This is a genomic window from uncultured Jatrophihabitans sp. (genome assembly GCF_964252635.1).
Taxonomy (GTDB): Bacteria; Actinomycetota; Actinomycetes; order Mycobacteriales; family Jatrophihabitantaceae; genus Jatrophihabitans.
Genome location: NZ_CAXUNP010000012.1, coordinates 45,445 through 59,961 on the forward strand (window position 1 = coordinate 45,445; position 14,517 = coordinate 59,961).

Here is a 14,517-nt window from a genome sequence, read left to right on the forward strand (position 1 = left end):
GGTCACTGACGGCATGGCTGGGACTCACGAGCCGGTCGGCCCCGGAACGGGAACGCCGACCTCGATACGGACGCCGCCCATGCGGGCGCGGCGGATGGTGAACGAGCCGCCGAGGTCGGTGGCGCGGTGGCACATGTTCGACAGGCCCTGGTGCCGCCCGTCGGCACTGCCCGCTCCCGACGACGACCGCAACCGGCGACGCAGCTCGCGCGGGTCGCCGGTGCCGTCGTCGCTGATCCACAAAGTGACGACGTCGCCGCGGTACCGCAGGCGCACCGTGGCCCGCGTCGCGTGGGCGTGGATCGAGGTGTTGAACAGGGCCTCGCCGGCGATGCGTGCGAGCGCGTGTTCGACGCGGGCGCCCAGCGTGACCGGTACCCCCTCGACGTGCACGCCGACCGCGAGCGACGGGCGGTGCTGGGCGGCGAGCCCGTGCAGCAGGTCCGACAGGCTGACGACCTCGTCGCCCACCGGTTGGTGGTGCAGCGCGTAGATCACCGAACGCACCTGGTCGCCGGCCTGGGCGACGAGGTCGCGGGCGTGGACCAGGCGCGTGACGGTGTCGCCGGTCGTGCCCTCGCGCTCCAGGGCCTCGGCCCGGCAGACGTCGACGGCAAGGCCGGCCGACAGCACGTACTGGGCGACGCTGTCGTGGAGTTCGAGGGCGATGCGGTGCCGTTCGGCGTCGAGCAGCTCGCGCTGGTGCAGCACCGTGAGCCGGCCCTCGGCGCGTTGCAACTCCTCCGTCCGGGTGCGCAGGTCCGCCGAGCCCCGGGCGATCTCGTCGAGCAGGTGCTGCGCGTGCTCGCGCTGCTCGGTGGCCGTCGAGTACAGCGCGGACGTGTGGATCGACATCGCCGCCTGGTTGGCCAGGATGCGCAGCACCCAGAGGTCCTCCGGGTCGATCGTGCCGCCGGGCAGGTAGGACACGACCAGCCGGCCCAGCACCTCGCCGTCCAGCAGCATCGGCACCTGCACCCACCCGTCGCGCACCACGGTCGTGGTGTGCAGGTTGCGGCGCACCTGGTACAGCTGCTCGCGCAGCGTCGCGGGCAACGCGCGCTCGGAATCGACCAGCGCGCCCGTCCGGCCCGCCGCGAGGAACCGCACCCCGAGGTGCGGCAGGGTCGAGTCGCGCAGGGCCACCATCGTCCAGTCGGCGTGCAGGTGCCCGGCGGCGGCACCGAGCACGCCGTGCAGCAGCCCGACGGGGTCGTCGCGGGTGCGCACCAGGGCCGAGGAGATCCCCTCCAGGGCGTGGACGGCCGAGGTCATGCGTTCCTCGGTGCGTTGCAGCTGCAGGTAGTACGACTTCTTGCCCGAGCGGACCCCGGTGAGGGTGCTCAGGCTGGCGTTGTCGGCCGGCCGCCCCGACGGCGCGGCGTGGTGGTCGTCGCGGTCAGAGAGCGGCACGGAACAGGTCCGCGAGATCGGCCTCGCTGGTGCTGCGGGGGTTCGTCGACAGGCAGGCGTCGGCCAGAGCGTTCCGGGCCAAGGTCGGGATGTCGCTGTCGCGGACACCGAGCTCGGCCAACCCCTTCGGGACGCCGAGCCGGTCGGCCACGCCTCGGACCTCGTCGGCCAGCACCTCGCCCACCTCGTCGGCGGGGATCGCCCTGCCGACGCCCGCCGTCGCGGCCAACGGCACGAAGCGCTCGCCGCCGACCGCCGCGTTGAACCGGATGACGTGGGGGAGCAGCACCCCGTTGACGACACCGTGCGGCAGGTCGAGCAGCCCGCCCACCTGATGGCTCATCGCGTGGGTCGCGCCCAGGATCGCGTTGCTGAAGGCCAGCCCCGCCTCGAGGCTGGCCTGAGCCATGTTGCTGCGGTGGTGGGCGGACCCGCGCTGGTCGATCATCTGCGACAGGTTGCCGAAGACCAGGCCGACGGCGCTGAGCGCGTGCCCGTCCGTGAGCGGGTTGTGGGCGCGGGACACGTAGGCCTCGATGCCGTGCGTCAGCGCGTCGAGCCCGGTGGCCGCGGCGAGGTCGTCGGGCATGGTCTCGAGCAACGACGGGTCGGTCAGGGAGATGTCGGGCACGAGCGCGCGGCCCATGATCGTCACCTTCACCGAGTTGGCGGTGTCGGTGATGATGCAGAACTGCGAGACGTCCGCGCCGGTGCCGGCCGTCGTCGGGATCATCAGCATCGGCGGGATGGTGCGGGTGACGCGGTCCACGCCGGCGTAGTCGAGGATCGACCCGCCGTTGCAGGTCAGGATCGCGATGCCCTTGGCCGCGTCCATGCACGAGCCGCCGCCGAGCGCGACGAGCACGTCGCAGCCGGACTCCAGATAGCGCTCGTAACCGGCTGCGACCTCGTGGTCCTTCGGGTTGGGGGTGACGCCGGACCAGACGGTGGCGTCGAGCCCGGCGTCGGCCAGGAACCGGTCGAGGCACTCGGCCCACCCGGCGCCCTGCAGGCCGCTGTCGGTGACCACGAAGGGCCGCCGCGCCCCGAGCCGGAGCGCGGCGAAACCGGCCTCCCGCAACGAGCCGGCGCCGAAGACCACCTCGGGGGCCTGGAACTTGATGACCCCTGCCGGCGCGTCGTGGTCGTGGCGTGCGCCCGTGCCGAGCGGCGCCTCGCGATGGAGCGTGGCGAGTGCAGGCAACGTTGCCTCCTGTGTGGGTGCAGCGATCAGGCGTCGTCGCTGGGCGCCGCGCTCATGTTCTCGCTGATGAGATCCATGACGCTGGAATCGGTGAGCGTGGTGACGTCGCCCAGTTCTTTGTGGTCGGCCACGTCGCGCAGCAACCGGCGCATGATCTTGCCGGAGCGGGTCTTGGGCAGTTCGGCGACGACCATGATCTGCCGCGGTTTGGCGATCGCGCCGATCTCGGACGCTACGTGGTTGCGCAGCTCCTTGACCAGCTTTCCGCCCTCGTCGGCGTCGCTGGGCGTACTGCCGCGCAGGATGACGAACGCGACGATGCCCTGCCCGGTTGTCGGGTCGGAGGCTCCGACGACGGCGGCCTCGGCGACGGCGGGGTGCGAGACCAGCGCGGACTCGACCTCGGTGGTCGAGATGCGGTGCCCGGACACGTTCATGACGTCGTCGACGCGGCCGAGCAGCCAGTAGTCGCCGTCGTCGTCGAGCTTGGCGCCGTCGCCGGCGAAGTAGTAGCCCTGGGCCTCGAACTTCTCCCAGTACGTCTCCTTGAACCGTTCCGGGTCACCCCAGATGCCGCGGGTCATCGACGGCCAGGGTTCGGTGAGCACGAGCAGGCCGCCGTTGCCGTCGCCGACGGGTTTGCCGTCGTTGTCGACCACGTCGGCCCCGATCCCGGGCAACGGGCCGATGGCCGAGCCCGGCTTGGTCTCGGTGACGCCCGGCAGCGGGCTGATCATCATGGCGCCGGTCTCGGTCTGCCACCAGGTGTCGACGATCGGGCAGCGGCCCCCGCCGACGTTGGTGTGGTACCAGACCCACGCCTCGGGATTGATGGGCTCACCGACGCTGCCCAGCACGCGCAGGCTGGTCAGGTCGTGGGCGGCGGGGATGTCCTCGCCCCACTTCATGAACGTGCGGATGAGCGTCGGCGCGATGTAGAGCAGCGTGACCTTGTTGCGCTCGATGATGTCGAAGAAGCGGTGCTCGTTCGGGTGGTTCGGTACGCCTTCGTACATGAAGCTCGTGGCGCGGTTGGCCAACGGCCCGTAGACGATGTAGCTGTGCCCGGTGATCCAGCCGATGTCGGCGCCGCACCAGTACAGGTCCGTGTCGGGCTTGAGGTCGAACACCTCGTAGTGCGTCCAGGCGGCCTGCGTCAGGTAGCCGCCCGACGTGTGCAGGATGCCCTTGGGCTTGCCCGTGGTGCCCGAGGTGTACATGACGAACAACGGGTGCTCGGCGTCGAAGAACTCGCACCGGTGCTCCGGTGAGGCCGCTTCCACGACGTCGTGCCACCAGTGGTCGCGGGCGTCGTCCCAGGCGACGTCCTCGCCGGTCCGCCGAACCACCAGCACGGCCTCGACGCCGGGGCACTTCGCGACCGCCTCGTCGACGGCGGGCTTGAGGGCCGACGGGGCGCCGCGCCGGAAGCCGCCGTCGGCGGTGATGACCACGTGGGCGTCGCAGTCGTTGATGCGGTCGACGAGCGCGGTGGACGAGAATCCGCCGAAGATGACCGTGTGGACGGCGCCGAGCCGGGCGCACGCCAGCATCGACACGACCGTCTCGGGGATCATCGGCAGGTAGATCGCGACCCGGTCGCCGGCCCGCACGCCGAGGTCGGTGAGGGCGTTCGCCGCCCGGCAGACGTCGTCCTGGAGCTGGGCGTAGCTGATCTCACGGGTGTCGCCGGACTCGCCTTCCCAGTGGTAGGCGATCTGGTCGCCGTGGCCGTCCTCGACGTGCCGGTCGACGCAGTTGTAGGCGACGTTCAGCTTGCCGCCGACGAACCACTTCGCGAACGGCTTGTCCGACCAGTCGAGGACGTCGGTCCACTTCTGATCCCAGGTCAGCCGTTCGGCGGCCTCGGCCCAGTAGGCCAGGCGATCGGTGCCGGCACGCTCGTAGGCGTCGGCCGTGACGTTCGCCTGCGCCGCGAAGTCGGCCGGCGGCGGGAAGCGGCGCTCCTCGTGGGACAGGTTGGACAACGTCTCACTCATGGTGACTTACCCCCTGGGTCGGCGCGGTGGTCGATCGCGATGTCAGATCAGGTCGAAGGCGTGCAGCTCCGCGTCGGTCATCAGGCGGGAGCGGATGAGGAAGCGCACGCCCTCGGGCGCCTCGACCGAGAAGCCGGCCCCGCGCCCCTTCACGACGTCGATGGTGATGTGGGTGTGCTTCCAGTACTCGTACTGGCTGGTCGACATGTACATGGGGATGCCGCGATCGACCCCGATGTCGAGGTCGCCGAGGTGCACGTCACCGGTGTCGCTGATGAGGAAGTCGCCGTCGGGGAAGCACATCGGCGACGAGCCGTCGCAGCAACCGCCGGACTGGTGGAACATCAGGTCGCCGTGGCGCTTGGTGAGGTCGCGCAGCAGTTCTGCGGCCCGGTCGCTGACCCCGATCCGGGACTCGGTGTTCTCGGATGCGCTCGACGGGTGGATCGCCGGCGGGACGGTCGGGGTCTCGGACATGGGCGGCACTTCCTTCCTGGGGCGGACGTTACGCCGGGGTCGTCCTCCGTGCACCGATTCGGCCCGTCGTCGGCGAACCGACGACGGGCCGAGCGGGGATGCGCGTCCGGACCGGTCTAGAAGAAGCCCAGCTTGTCCGGCGAGTAGGACACCAACAGGTTCTTGGTGTTCTGGTAGTGGTCGAGCATCATCTTGTGGTTCTCGCGCCCGACGCCGGACTGCTTGTACCCACCGAAGGCGGCGTGCGCCGGGTACTGGTGGTAGCAGTTGGTCCAGACGCGTCCGGCCTGGATCTCGCGTCCGGCCCGGTAGGCCTGCGATCCGTCGCGGGACCACACGCCGGCACCGAGGCCGTAGAGCGTGTCGTTCGCGATCTTCAGGGCGTCGGCCTCGTCGTCGAACTTGGTGAGCGAGAGGACGGGCCCGAAGATCTCCTCCTGGAAGATCCGCATGCCGTTGTGACCCTCGAAGACGGTCGGCTCGACGTAGTAGCCCTCGGACAGGTCGCCGCCGAGATCGCTGCGATTGCCGCCGGTGAGGACCTTCGCGCCCTCCTGCTTGCCGATGTCGAGGTAGGACAGGATCTTCTCGAGCTGGTCGTTGCTCGCCTGGGCACCGATCATCGTGTCGGTGTCGAGCGGGTTGCCCTGCTTGACGGCCTTGACCCGCTCGATGGCGTCGGGCACGAACTGGTCGTAGATCGAGGCCTGGACGAGGGCACGCGACGGGCACGTGCAGACCTCGCCGTTGTTCAGAGCGAACATGGTGAAGCCCTCGAGCGCCTTGTCGTAGAAGGCGTCCCGGGACGAGGCCACGTTCTCGAAGAAGATGTTCGGGCTCTTGCCGCCCAGCTCGAGGGTGACCGGGATGAGGTTCTGGCTGGCGTACTGCATGATCAGCCGGCCGGTGGTGGTCTCACCCGTGAACGCGATCTTCGCGATCCGTGGCGAGGACGCGAGCGGCTTGCCCGCCTCGGAGCCGAACCCGTTGACGATGTTCAGCACGCCGTCGGGCAGCAGGTCGCCGATGACCTCGACGAGCTTGAGGATCGACCACGGGGTCTGCTCGGCCGGCTTGAGCACCACGCAGTTGCCGGCAGCCAGGGCCGGGGCCAGCTTCCAGACCGCCATGAGGATCGGGAAGTTCCAGGGGATGATCTGGCCGACGACGCCCAGCGGCTCGTGGATGTGGTACGCGACGGTGTCACCGTCGATCTCGCTGATACCGCCCTCCTGGGCGCGCAGCGCACCGGCGAAGTAGCGCCAGTGGTCGACGGCCAACGGCAGGTCGGCGGCCATCGTCTCGCGGATGGGCTTGCCGTTCTCCCAACACTCGGCGATGGCCAGCATCTCGAGGTTCTCCTCGATGCGGTCCGCGATCTTGTTGAGGATGTTGGCGCGGGCGGCGGCCGGGGTCGCGCCCCACGCGCGCTTGGCGCCGTGGGCGGCGTCCAGCGCCTTGTCGATGTCCTCGGCGGTGCCGCGGGCGATCTCGGTGAACGGCTTGCCGTTCACCGGCGAGATGTTCTCGAAGTACTCGCCCTTCGACGGTGGCACCCAGTCGCCGCCGATCCAGTTGTCGTACCGGCTCTGTACCGAGACCGGGCTGTCCGCGCTGCCGGGTGCTGCGAAAACACTCATGGGGCCCCCTTCGTCGACCGAATGGCCACCGCTCGGTGCGCCACGTCACAGACAGTAGGTAGCGCCGCGTTGCAACGACGCTGCATCGGCTGTGGGTGGACGAGGAAGGCCCGCCGGGCGGCCTAGTGCGGCCGGCGGGCGACGGCCAGTGCGGTCTCGTGCAGGCTGCCGAGGTACAGGACCCCGTCCCGTTCGGCGACGCCGGTGACCATGGAGTACTCGTCCCCGGGGCCCTCCAGGTCGTGCACCACCCGACCATCGAAGGACACCGCCACGACCCGCACGGTTCGCTTCGGGGCAGGTCTGAGGCGCTCGGGCAGCAGCCAGACGAGCTGACGCAGGACGCCGGGGCGCGGCAGCAGCGCGTCGAGCAGCCGGTCGCGGGGTGCGGCGAGGGTGACCCAGACCAGGCCGTCGCTGCCCAGGCTGATGTTGTCGGGGAAGCCGGGCAGGTTGTCGACGAGGACGTCGTGCGCTCCTGCCCGCGGCCCGGCGAGCCAGTACCGGCGCAGCCGGTACGCGCCCGTCTCGGCCACGACGACGCACGAGCCGTCCGGGGCCAGCGCCACACCGTTCGCGAACTGCAGCCCGTCGAGCAGGGTCTGCACCTGCCCGTCGCGGTCGCGGCGGAACAGCCGGCCGGTCCCACGGTGCTCGAGCAGGGCTCCGAGGTAGTGGTCGAGGTCGAAGTCGCGTGACGACGCGCTGAAGTAGATGGTGCCGTCCGAGGCCTCGACCACGTTGCTGGCGAAGTTCAGCGGCACCCCGTCGACGTCGGCCACCAGCGTGGTGACGGTGCCGCCGGCCTCGAGATCGACCTGCAGCAGGCCCCGCTCGCTGTCGCAGACGAGCAGGCGTCCACTCGCGCACCACTCGAGCCCCAGCGGCCTCCCGCCGGTGCGCGCGATGGTCTCGACCACTCCGTCGACCGGGTCGATGCGCAGGATGCGCCCGTCGCTGACGCCGACGAGCGCCCGGCCGTCGGCGTCGAGGACGACGTCCTCGGGCCCGACCCCGGAGAGCTCGAGGCGACGCAGTCCCAGGGGGCGCACGTCGGCCGCGTTGGGTGCGGGTCGGGGCGGGGACCAGCGGCGGGTACGTAGGCGTCGGTGCGACACCTCGACACCGTAGTCGGCCGGTGGTCCGGGCACTCGGGCAGCGTCGTGACGAGGAGCGGCCCAACGTGAATCCCGCCTGAGCGGCCGGCCGGGTTACTACTCAGTCGATAGTAAGTTCGCACGGTGCATCACCATCTGAGCTGGCTCGAGGCCGGCGTCGTCGGGGCCGTGCAGGGTGTGGCCGAGCTCTTCCCCGTCTCGAGCCTGGGCCACAGCGTGTTGATCCCGGCCGTGGTCGGTGGCTCGTGGGCGAGGGACCTGGACGTCCGTTCGGCCGAGTCGCCCTACCTGGCCTTCATCGTCGGTCTGCACGTCGCCACGGCGCTGGCGCTGCTCGTCTACTTCTGGCGTGACTGGGTGCGCATCGTGCGCGGCCTGGTCAGCAGCATCGCCCGTCGCGAGGTCGCCGACGCCGACCAGCGTCTGGCCTGGCTGCTGGTGCTGGGCACGGTGCCGGTCGGCATCGTGGGACTGGTCGGCGAGCACTTCTTCCGCACCGAACTGGCACGTCCCGTCCCGACCGCCGTCTTCCTCATGGTCAACGGCGTGGTGCTCCTCGGTGTCGAGCGAGGGCGGCGGACCGACCGAGAGCATCGTGACGTCGAGTACGTCGACGAGCGCGTCAGTGGCGTGGAGTCCGACCACCGCATCGTGCGCACCTCCGTGCTGCGCTCGGTCGCGATCGGTGCGACGCAGATCCTTGCCCTGGCGCCGGGCATCTCGCGCTCGGGCGTCGCGACGACCGGCGGCATGCTGGCCGGTCTGACCCGCGAGGACGCCGCCCGCTTCAGCTTCCTGCTCGCCACACCGGTCATCCTCGCCGCGGGTGCGCTGAAGGTCGGCGACCTCACCGGCCCGCTGGGTGACGGCATCCGTCCCCAGGTGCTGTTCGGGTCACTGCTCTCGGGCGTCGGGGCCTACCTGTCGGTGCGGTTCCTCACCCGGTACCTCGCCGGCCGGTCGCTGCGCCCGTTCGGGGCGTACTGCCTCGCCGCGGGCGCGGCCTGCCTCGTCTGGTTCGCAGTCCGCTGACCCGGCACGCCGTCAGGCGTCGTCGCGCTGGTTGAGCAGTTTCTCCCGCTCGCGACTCAGCTGGGCGAAGCGGTCCGACTCCCGGTCGCCGTCGTCCTCGAGCTTGCGGAGCTCGTTGTCGAGTTCGGTGAGCCTGGCCTCGTGCTTCTCGTCGTTGCCGCTCATGAGGACACCGGTGCCACGAGTTCGACGTTGATGTCGTCCGGGTCCTGGAACGACAGGATGGCCATGCCGGCGTCCTCCAGGACGTCGACGGTGCCGTGCTCGACCCCGGCGCTGTCGAGGGTCGTCGCAGCGGCGTGCAGGTCGTCGACCGAGGCCACCCCGAAGCTCACGTGGTCGAGCCCCACCCTGGTCGAGTCGAAGGTGTCGTTGCTCCCGGCCACCGGACGCAGGCCGAGCAGCTGGTCGCCGACCGAGAACACGCAACCGCCGTAGAACCGGGCACGGTCCTCGCGCGCACCGGGCTCGTCGACCTGGTCGCTGAAGTCGATCGCCGGGTCGCTGCCGAACAGCCGTACGTAGAACGCCTTGGACCGGGCGATGTCCGTGACGGTCAGACGGACATGGTGGATGCCGTGCGGGCTGATGGCGTTGCTCGAGGAGGTCATGCCCTGGCTGTACCCGGGCGGGCGGCCCGTTTCCCAGAACGGGGCCGTGTCAGGACAGGGTCTCGTCCAGCTCGCCGAGGGACGCGATGAGCTCGCTGTTGACGGAGTAGTCGACCGGGCAGGCGATCACCGAGACGGTGTCGGCGGCCAGCGCCGTGCGCAGGGTGGGCAGCAGCTCGTCCGCCGCGGTGATGCGGTAGCCCGTGGCGCCGAAGCTCTGGGCGTAGGCGACGAAGTCCGGGTTACCGAACGCGGTGTCGACGTTGTGGCCGATCTCGAGGTCCATCTTCCAGCTGATCAACCCGTACGCGTCGTCGACCCAGATGAGGATGACCATCGGGGTGCGCAGGCGCAGCGCGGTCTCGATCTCCTGCGAGTTCATCAGGAACGCCCCGTCGCCGGTCGCCACCAGCACCTTGGCCTCGGGCCGGGCGATCTTGGCCGCGATGCCGCCCGGCACCGTCCACGCCATCGTCGACAGGCCGTTTGAGATCAGGCAGGTGTTGGGCTCGTAGGTGGGGTACAGGCGCGCCATCCACATCTTCAACGCGCCGGTGTCGACGAGGGCGATGTCGTCGCGGCGCAGCGCCGCCCGGGTGTCGGCGACGATGCGCGCCGGGGCGAGCGGGAACCGGTCGTCGGTCCGACCTCGATCGAGCTCGGCCGACAGCAGTTCGCGGATGCGCTCACCGCCCGACGGTGCGAACGACACGTCGGGGCCGACCGCGTCGGCCAGCGCGTCCAGGCTGCGCGAGATGTCGCCGTTGAGGCCCACCGCGACGTCGTAGTGCGCGTCGACCTCCGCCGGGAAGCGGTGCACGTGAATGATCTTCGTGTCGCCGCGGGGGTTGATGCGGACGGGGTCGAACTCCTGCAGCTCGTAACCGGCCGACACGATGACGTCGGCTCGGTCGAACCCGAAGTTGACGTAGTCGTGGCGCATGAAGCCGACCGCGCCGAGGGCGAGGCGGTGGTCGTCCGGGAACACCCCCTTGCCGTTGAAGGTGGTGGCCACGGGAACGTCGAGACGCTCGGCGAAGCGCAGCAGGGCGGCGCCGGCCTGCGACCGGGCCGCGCCGTGGCCGGCCAGCAGCACCGGGTTGCGCGCGCCGCGCAGGATCTCGGCGGCGCGGGCGACCTGGGCATCGGACGGGTCGTCGGCGCGCGGCGTGTTCACCGGGAGCGGCACGAGCTCGGGACCGACCTCGGCCTCCTCGACGTCCTCCGGCACCGCGAGGTACACCGCGCCGGGCCGCTCGGTCTGGGCCAGCTTGAACGCCTTGCGGATCATCTCGGGGGCCGCGCCCGGGGTGGCCATGAGTGCGGACCACTTGGTGACCGGCTCGAACATGTGCACCAGGTCGACGCTCTGGTGGGACTCCTTGTAACTGCGGTTCATGCCCACCTGCGCCGACAGCGCGACGAGCGGCGTGGAGTTCGTGGTGGCGTCCGCGGTGCCGAGCAGCAGGTTGATCGCGCCCGGGCCGAGGGTCGCGGAGCACACGCCCGCCCGCCCGGTGATCCGGCCGTAGGTCTCGGCCATGAACGACGCGCCCTGCTCGTGACGGGTCAGCACGTAGGTGATGTCGGACTCGGACAGGGCCTCGACCAGCCGGATGTTCTCCTCGCCCGGGATGCCGAACACGTGCGTGACGCCCTCGTGGGCGAGGCACTCGACGATCAGGTGGGCGGTGCTGCGCTGGTCGGCCATGTCACCGAGCCTAGGCGGATCCGGGCCGCGCGGGGCCGGGCAGTGGCGAGGGTCAAACCGCGGCGGCAGCCGCCCGCCCGGCCGCGCGGCCACTGAACAGGCAGCCGCCGAGGAAGGTCCCCTCCAGGGCGTTGTAGCCGTGCACGCCGCCGCCACCGAAGCCCGCGACCTCGCCCGCGGCGTAGAGCCCGGGGATCGGTTCGCCGTCGTGACCCAGCGCGCGCGACGCCAGGTCGGTCTGGATGCCGCCGAGCGTCTTGCGGGTGAGGATGTGCATCTTGACCGCGACCAGCGGGCCCGCGTCCGGATCGAGGATCCGGTGCGGCGTCGCCACCCGGCCGAGCCGGTCGCCGAGGAAGCGCCGCGCGTTGTGGATGCCCTGCACCTGCGCGTCCTTGCCGTACGGGTTGGCGATCTGCCGGTCGCGGGCCTCGATCTGGGTCCGCAACGTGGCGACGTCGAGCAGGGGCTGCTCGGTGAGCGCGTTCATACCGGCGACCAGGTCCTCCAGGCGGACGGCCGTGACGAAGTCGGCGCCGCGGCGTTGGAAGGCCAGGATGGGTCCGGGCGCGCCCTTGCCGAGCACGCGGCTGCGCAGCACCTCACGCACGTTCTTGCCGGTGATGTCGGGGTTCTGCTCCGAGCCCGACAGCGCGAACTCCTTGGCGATGATCTTCTCGGTGAGCACGAACCAGGAGTGGTCGTAGCCGGCGATGTCGGGCGTCGTGCGCAGATGCCGCAGCGTGCCGAGCGTGTCGTAGCCCGGCAGGCACGGGTCCGGCAGGCGCCGGCCGAGCGCGTCGAACCACATCGACGACGGGCCGGGCAGCACCCGGATGCCGTGCCCGGGCCAGATCGAGTTCCAGTTCTCGATGCCCTCGGTGTAGTGCCACATACGGTCGCGGTTGACCAGCCGCACGCCGGCGTCGGCGCTGATGTCCAGCATGCGGCCGTCGACGTGCGCCGGGACGCCGGTGACCATCGTGGCCGGGGGAGTGCCGAGCCGCTCGGGCCAGTAGCGCCGCACGATGTCGTGGTTCGCGCCGATGCCCCCGGACGTGACGATCACGGCCTGGGCGCTGAACGCGAAGTCGCCGACGACGGTGCGGTTCGACGGAGCGCCGCGGACCGCGTCGTCCGGAGCCAGGACGCTGCCCCGCACGCCGGTGACGACGCCGTCGGTCATCACCAGCTCGTCGACCCGGTGCCGGTGGGCGAACGTCACGGTGCCCCGCGACGCCGCGTCGCGGGCCCGGTCGGCGAACGGCTCACTGACGCCGGGCCCCGTGCCCCAGGTGAGGTGGAAGCGCGGGACGGAGTTGCCGTGGCCGTCGGCCCGCAGGTCGCCGCGCTCGGCCCAGCCGACCGTCGGCATGAGCTTGACGCCCTGCTCGGCGAGCCAGGCGCGCTTCTCTCCCGCGGCGAACTCGACGTAGGCGCGGGCCCAGCGCTGCGCCCACTCGTCCTCGGGGCGTTCGCCGGTGAGCCGGTCGAACTGGGCGCTGCCGCACCAGTCGGACCAGGCGAGCTCGAAGGAGTCCTTGACCCCCAGCCGCCGCTGCTCGGGGGTGTCGACCAGGAACAGGCCGCCCAGCGACCAGAACGCCTGGCCGCCCAGGTTCGCGGCGTTCTCCTGGTCGACGAGCAGGACCCGTTTGCCGCGGGAGGTGAGTTCGTGGGTGGCGACGAGGCCCGCCAGTCCGCCTCCGACGACGATGACGTCCGCGTCCATGTCAGCCCACCGCCCCGGAGCGCGGGCCGAGCACGGAGCTGCGCAGGTTGGTCAGCGCGGTGTCGACGCTGCCGATCGCGCTGTCCATGAGCCGGGCGACCGGCCCGGCGGTCTGCGATCGTGCGCTGCCGAGCACCATCGACAGGCCCAGCAGTTCGTGGGCGACGCTCTCGTTCAGTGCGCTCGCGGCGCGTTCGCGTTCGGCAAGAACGGCGCTGCGCTGTTTGGACTCGACCAACTGCAGCTGGGCCGAGCAGACGACGGCGAGCTGTCGAAGCGTCTCCACCTGGACGTCGGTCCAGGCCCGGGGGGCGGGGTCGAACACGCACAGCGAGCCGATGACCACGCCGCGCAGGTCGCGCAGCGGCATCCCGGCGTAGGCGACGACCTGGTTCGCCACGATGGCCGGGTTCTCGGAGAGCAGCGGGTGGACACGGGCGTCGGTGACGATGAGCGGCTCGGCCCACGTGACGACGTGCTGGCAGAATGAGAAGGGCAGCGGCGTCTCCCGCTCGGCCGTCATGACCTCGTTGAGGCCGGCCGCACCGGGGAACACCTGGCGGTCGGGGTCGACGAGGGTCACGGACGCGGCCGGGGCGTCGAGCACGCGCCGGGTGAGCGCCGCCATCTGGTCGAACTCCTCGACGGGTGCCGCGGGCAGCAAGGTGCACTCCGGCAGCGTGAACGGTGCTGCGGTGAGGGCGTCCACCCGCTGATGATCGCACGGGAGGACGCGGGTCCTCAGTGGCGCGGCTCGCCCCGGTACGTGCCGAACGACCAGCGGTTGCCCTCCGGGTCGCGGATGGCGAAGTCGCGCGAGCCGTAGTCGGTGTCGTGCAGCCCGGTGGTCACCTCGGCTCCGGCCGCCGCGATCCGTTCGTACCGGGCGTCCGGGTCGTCGACGACGACGTAGGCGCCGAACGTCCCGGGCTCGAGCCCCCAGTCCGTCCCCGGGCGGGCGGAGCCCAGCATCACCCCGCCGCCGAGGGGCCAGCTGAGCTGGGCATGGTGGACCACGCCGTCCTCGGCGTAGACCGTGGTCTCCTCGAACCCGACGACGTCGACGAGGAAGCGGATGAGCGCCGGCGCGTCGCGGGCGCGCAGCGTCGGCCAGACCTGGGGCGGGGGTGCGTCGCTCATCCGGTCATCGTGCACAGGACCCCGTCAACTCGCTGTGACGCCGTCGAGGTAGTACCACCGGCCCCGGCGGCGGGCGAAGCGGCTGCGCTCGTGCTGGACACCTCGGACGGCACCGGTCCGGTGATGAGCGCGGAACTCGACCTCGCCGGTGTCGGCGAACGGGCCGCCGTCCGTCGCGTCGAGGATCTCCAGCCGTACCCAACTGCGTGCCGGGTCGAGTTCGAGGGCGGCGGGGCGGGTGCTCGGGTGCCAGCTCGAGAGCAGGTACGTGAGGTCGCCCAGCGCGAACGCGCTGTAGCGGGCCCGCATCAGCGTCTCGGCCGTAGGCGCGGGCACGGAGCTGTCGTGGCGGGGTCGGCAGCAGGCGGTGTAGACCTCTCCGGTCCCGCACGGGCAGCGACCTTCGGCGCTGCCCGCCGACGGCCCCGGGCCCGACCCG

At 71.1% G+C, this 14,517-nt stretch carries 14 protein-coding genes; 1 reads left to right on the top strand and 13 read right to left on the bottom strand.

Annotation, left to right across the window (positions count from 1 at the left end):
- Nucleotides 1-24: 24 nt before the first annotated feature.
- The 6 genes from ACFFCA_RS07760 to ACFFCA_RS07785 all read right to left on the bottom strand — a co-directional run bounded on the left by ACFFCA_RS07760 (nt 25) and on the right by ACFFCA_RS07785 (nt 7,885).
- Nucleotides 25-1,413 (bottom strand): histidine kinase, encoded by a 1,389-nt coding sequence (locus tag ACFFCA_RS07760; RefSeq protein WP_375483457.1) that lies wholly within the window; start codon nt 1,411-1,413, stop codon nt 25-27.
- The gene (locus ACFFCA_RS07765) at nt 1,400-2,617 is read right to left on the bottom strand and encodes an iron-containing alcohol dehydrogenase (protein WP_375483459.1); all 1,218 of its coding nucleotides are present in this window, start codon (nt 2,615-2,617) and stop codon (nt 1,400-1,402) included. Before ACFFCA_RS07765 ends, ACFFCA_RS07760 begins: the two co-directional genes overlap by 14 nt.
- A gap of 26 nt (nt 2,618-2,643) precedes the next feature.
- A complete protein-coding gene (gene acs / locus ACFFCA_RS07770) occupies nt 2,644-4,617 on the bottom strand; it encodes an acetate--CoA ligase (RefSeq protein ID WP_375483461.1) in 1,974 nt (657 codons plus the stop codon).
- A 42-nt stretch (nt 4,618-4,659) separates the two neighbouring features.
- Entirely contained in the window at nt 4,660-5,094 is a 435-nt protein-coding gene (locus tag ACFFCA_RS07775) for a DUF779 domain-containing protein (RefSeq protein WP_375483463.1), read from the bottom strand.
- 116 nt (nt 5,095-5,210) lie between these two features.
- Nucleotides 5,211-6,734, bottom strand: a complete 1,524-nt coding sequence (adh, locus tag ACFFCA_RS07780; RefSeq protein ID WP_375483465.1) for an aldehyde dehydrogenase — start codon at nt 6,732-6,734, stop codon at nt 5,211-5,213.
- A 122-nt stretch (nt 6,735-6,856) separates the two neighbouring features.
- Complete coding sequence (locus tag ACFFCA_RS07785) at nt 6,857-7,885, bottom strand: SMP-30/gluconolactonase/LRE family protein (protein WP_375483467.1); 1,029 nt, start codon at nt 7,883-7,885, stop codon at nt 6,857-6,859.
- Between the two features lie 90 nt (nt 7,886-7,975).
- On the opposite strand from ACFFCA_RS07785, the gene ACFFCA_RS07790 reads away from it, so the two are divergent.
- Complete coding sequence (locus tag ACFFCA_RS07790; RefSeq protein WP_375483468.1) at nt 7,976-8,884, top strand: undecaprenyl-diphosphate phosphatase; 909 nt, start codon at nt 7,976-7,978, stop codon at nt 8,882-8,884.
- Between the two features lie 12 nt (nt 8,885-8,896).
- On the opposite strand, the gene ACFFCA_RS07795 is transcribed toward ACFFCA_RS07790, so the two are convergent.
- The 7 genes from ACFFCA_RS07795 to ACFFCA_RS07825 are packed head-to-tail and all read right to left on the bottom strand — an operon-like array spanning nt 8,897 to nt 14,414.
- Nucleotides 8,897-9,049: a hypothetical protein gene (locus tag ACFFCA_RS07795; RefSeq protein ID WP_375483470.1), complete on the bottom strand. Its 153-nt coding sequence runs from the start codon at nt 9,047-9,049 to the stop codon at nt 8,897-8,899.
- A complete protein-coding gene (locus tag ACFFCA_RS07800; protein ID WP_375483472.1) occupies nt 9,046-9,495 on the bottom strand; it encodes a VOC family protein in 450 nt (149 codons plus the stop codon). Before ACFFCA_RS07800 ends, ACFFCA_RS07795 begins: the two co-directional genes overlap by 4 nt.
- 49 nt (nt 9,496-9,544) lie before the next feature.
- Nucleotides 9,545-11,206, bottom strand: a complete 1,662-nt coding sequence (locus ACFFCA_RS07805) for an acetolactate synthase large subunit (protein ID WP_375483474.1) — start codon at nt 11,204-11,206, stop codon at nt 9,545-9,547.
- Nucleotides 11,207-11,258: 52 nt separating this feature from the next.
- Entirely contained in the window at nt 11,259-12,938 is a 1,680-nt protein-coding gene (locus ACFFCA_RS07810) for an FAD-binding dehydrogenase (RefSeq protein ID WP_375483475.1), read from the bottom strand.
- Nucleotide 12,939: 1 nt separating this feature from the next.
- Nucleotides 12,940-13,647, bottom strand: coding sequence for a GAF domain-containing protein (locus ACFFCA_RS07815; protein WP_375483477.1), 708 nt, complete (start codon nt 13,645-13,647; stop codon nt 12,940-12,942).
- A 32-nt stretch (nt 13,648-13,679) separates the two neighbouring features.
- Nucleotides 13,680-14,078 (bottom strand): VOC family protein, encoded by a 399-nt coding sequence (locus tag ACFFCA_RS07820; protein ID WP_375483479.1) that lies wholly within the window; start codon nt 14,076-14,078, stop codon nt 13,680-13,682.
- Nucleotides 14,079-14,102: 24 nt separating this feature from the next.
- The gene (locus ACFFCA_RS07825; RefSeq protein ID WP_375483481.1) at nt 14,103-14,414 is read right to left on the bottom strand and encodes a YchJ family protein; all 312 of its coding nucleotides are present in this window, start codon (nt 14,412-14,414) and stop codon (nt 14,103-14,105) included.
- Nucleotides 14,415-14,517 lie beyond the last annotated feature (103 nt).

What these genes read in the sequence shown, in the direction of transcription:
- acs (WP_375483461.1), bottom strand. Translation starts at nt 4,617, where the DNA reads ATGAGTGAGACGTTGTCCAACCTGTCCCACGAGGAGCGCCGCTTCCCG.
- ACFFCA_RS07775 (WP_375483463.1), bottom strand. Translation starts at nt 5,094, where the DNA reads ATGTCCGAGACCCCGACCGTCCCGCCGGCGATCCACCCGTCGAGCGCA.
- adh (WP_375483465.1), bottom strand. Translation starts at nt 6,734, where the DNA reads ATGAGTGTTTTCGCAGCACCCGGCAGCGCGGACAGCCCGGTCTCGGTA.
- ACFFCA_RS07795 (WP_375483470.1), bottom strand. Translation starts at nt 9,049, where the DNA reads ATGAGCGGCAACGACGAGAAGCACGAGGCCAGGCTCACCGAACTCGAC.
- ACFFCA_RS07800 (WP_375483472.1), bottom strand. Translation starts at nt 9,495, where the DNA reads ATGACCTCCTCGAGCAACGCCATCAGCCCGCACGGCATCCACCATGTC.
- ACFFCA_RS07805 (WP_375483474.1), bottom strand. Translation starts at nt 11,206, where the DNA reads ATGGCCGACCAGCGCAGCACCGCCCACCTGATCGTCGAGTGCCTCGCC.
- ACFFCA_RS07810 (WP_375483475.1), bottom strand. Translation starts at nt 12,938, where the DNA reads ATGGACGCGGACGTCATCGTCGTCGGAGGCGGACTGGCGGGCCTCGTC.
- ACFFCA_RS07820 (WP_375483479.1), bottom strand. Translation starts at nt 14,078, where the DNA reads ATGAGCGACGCACCCCCGCCCCAGGTCTGGCCGACGCTGCGCGCCCGC.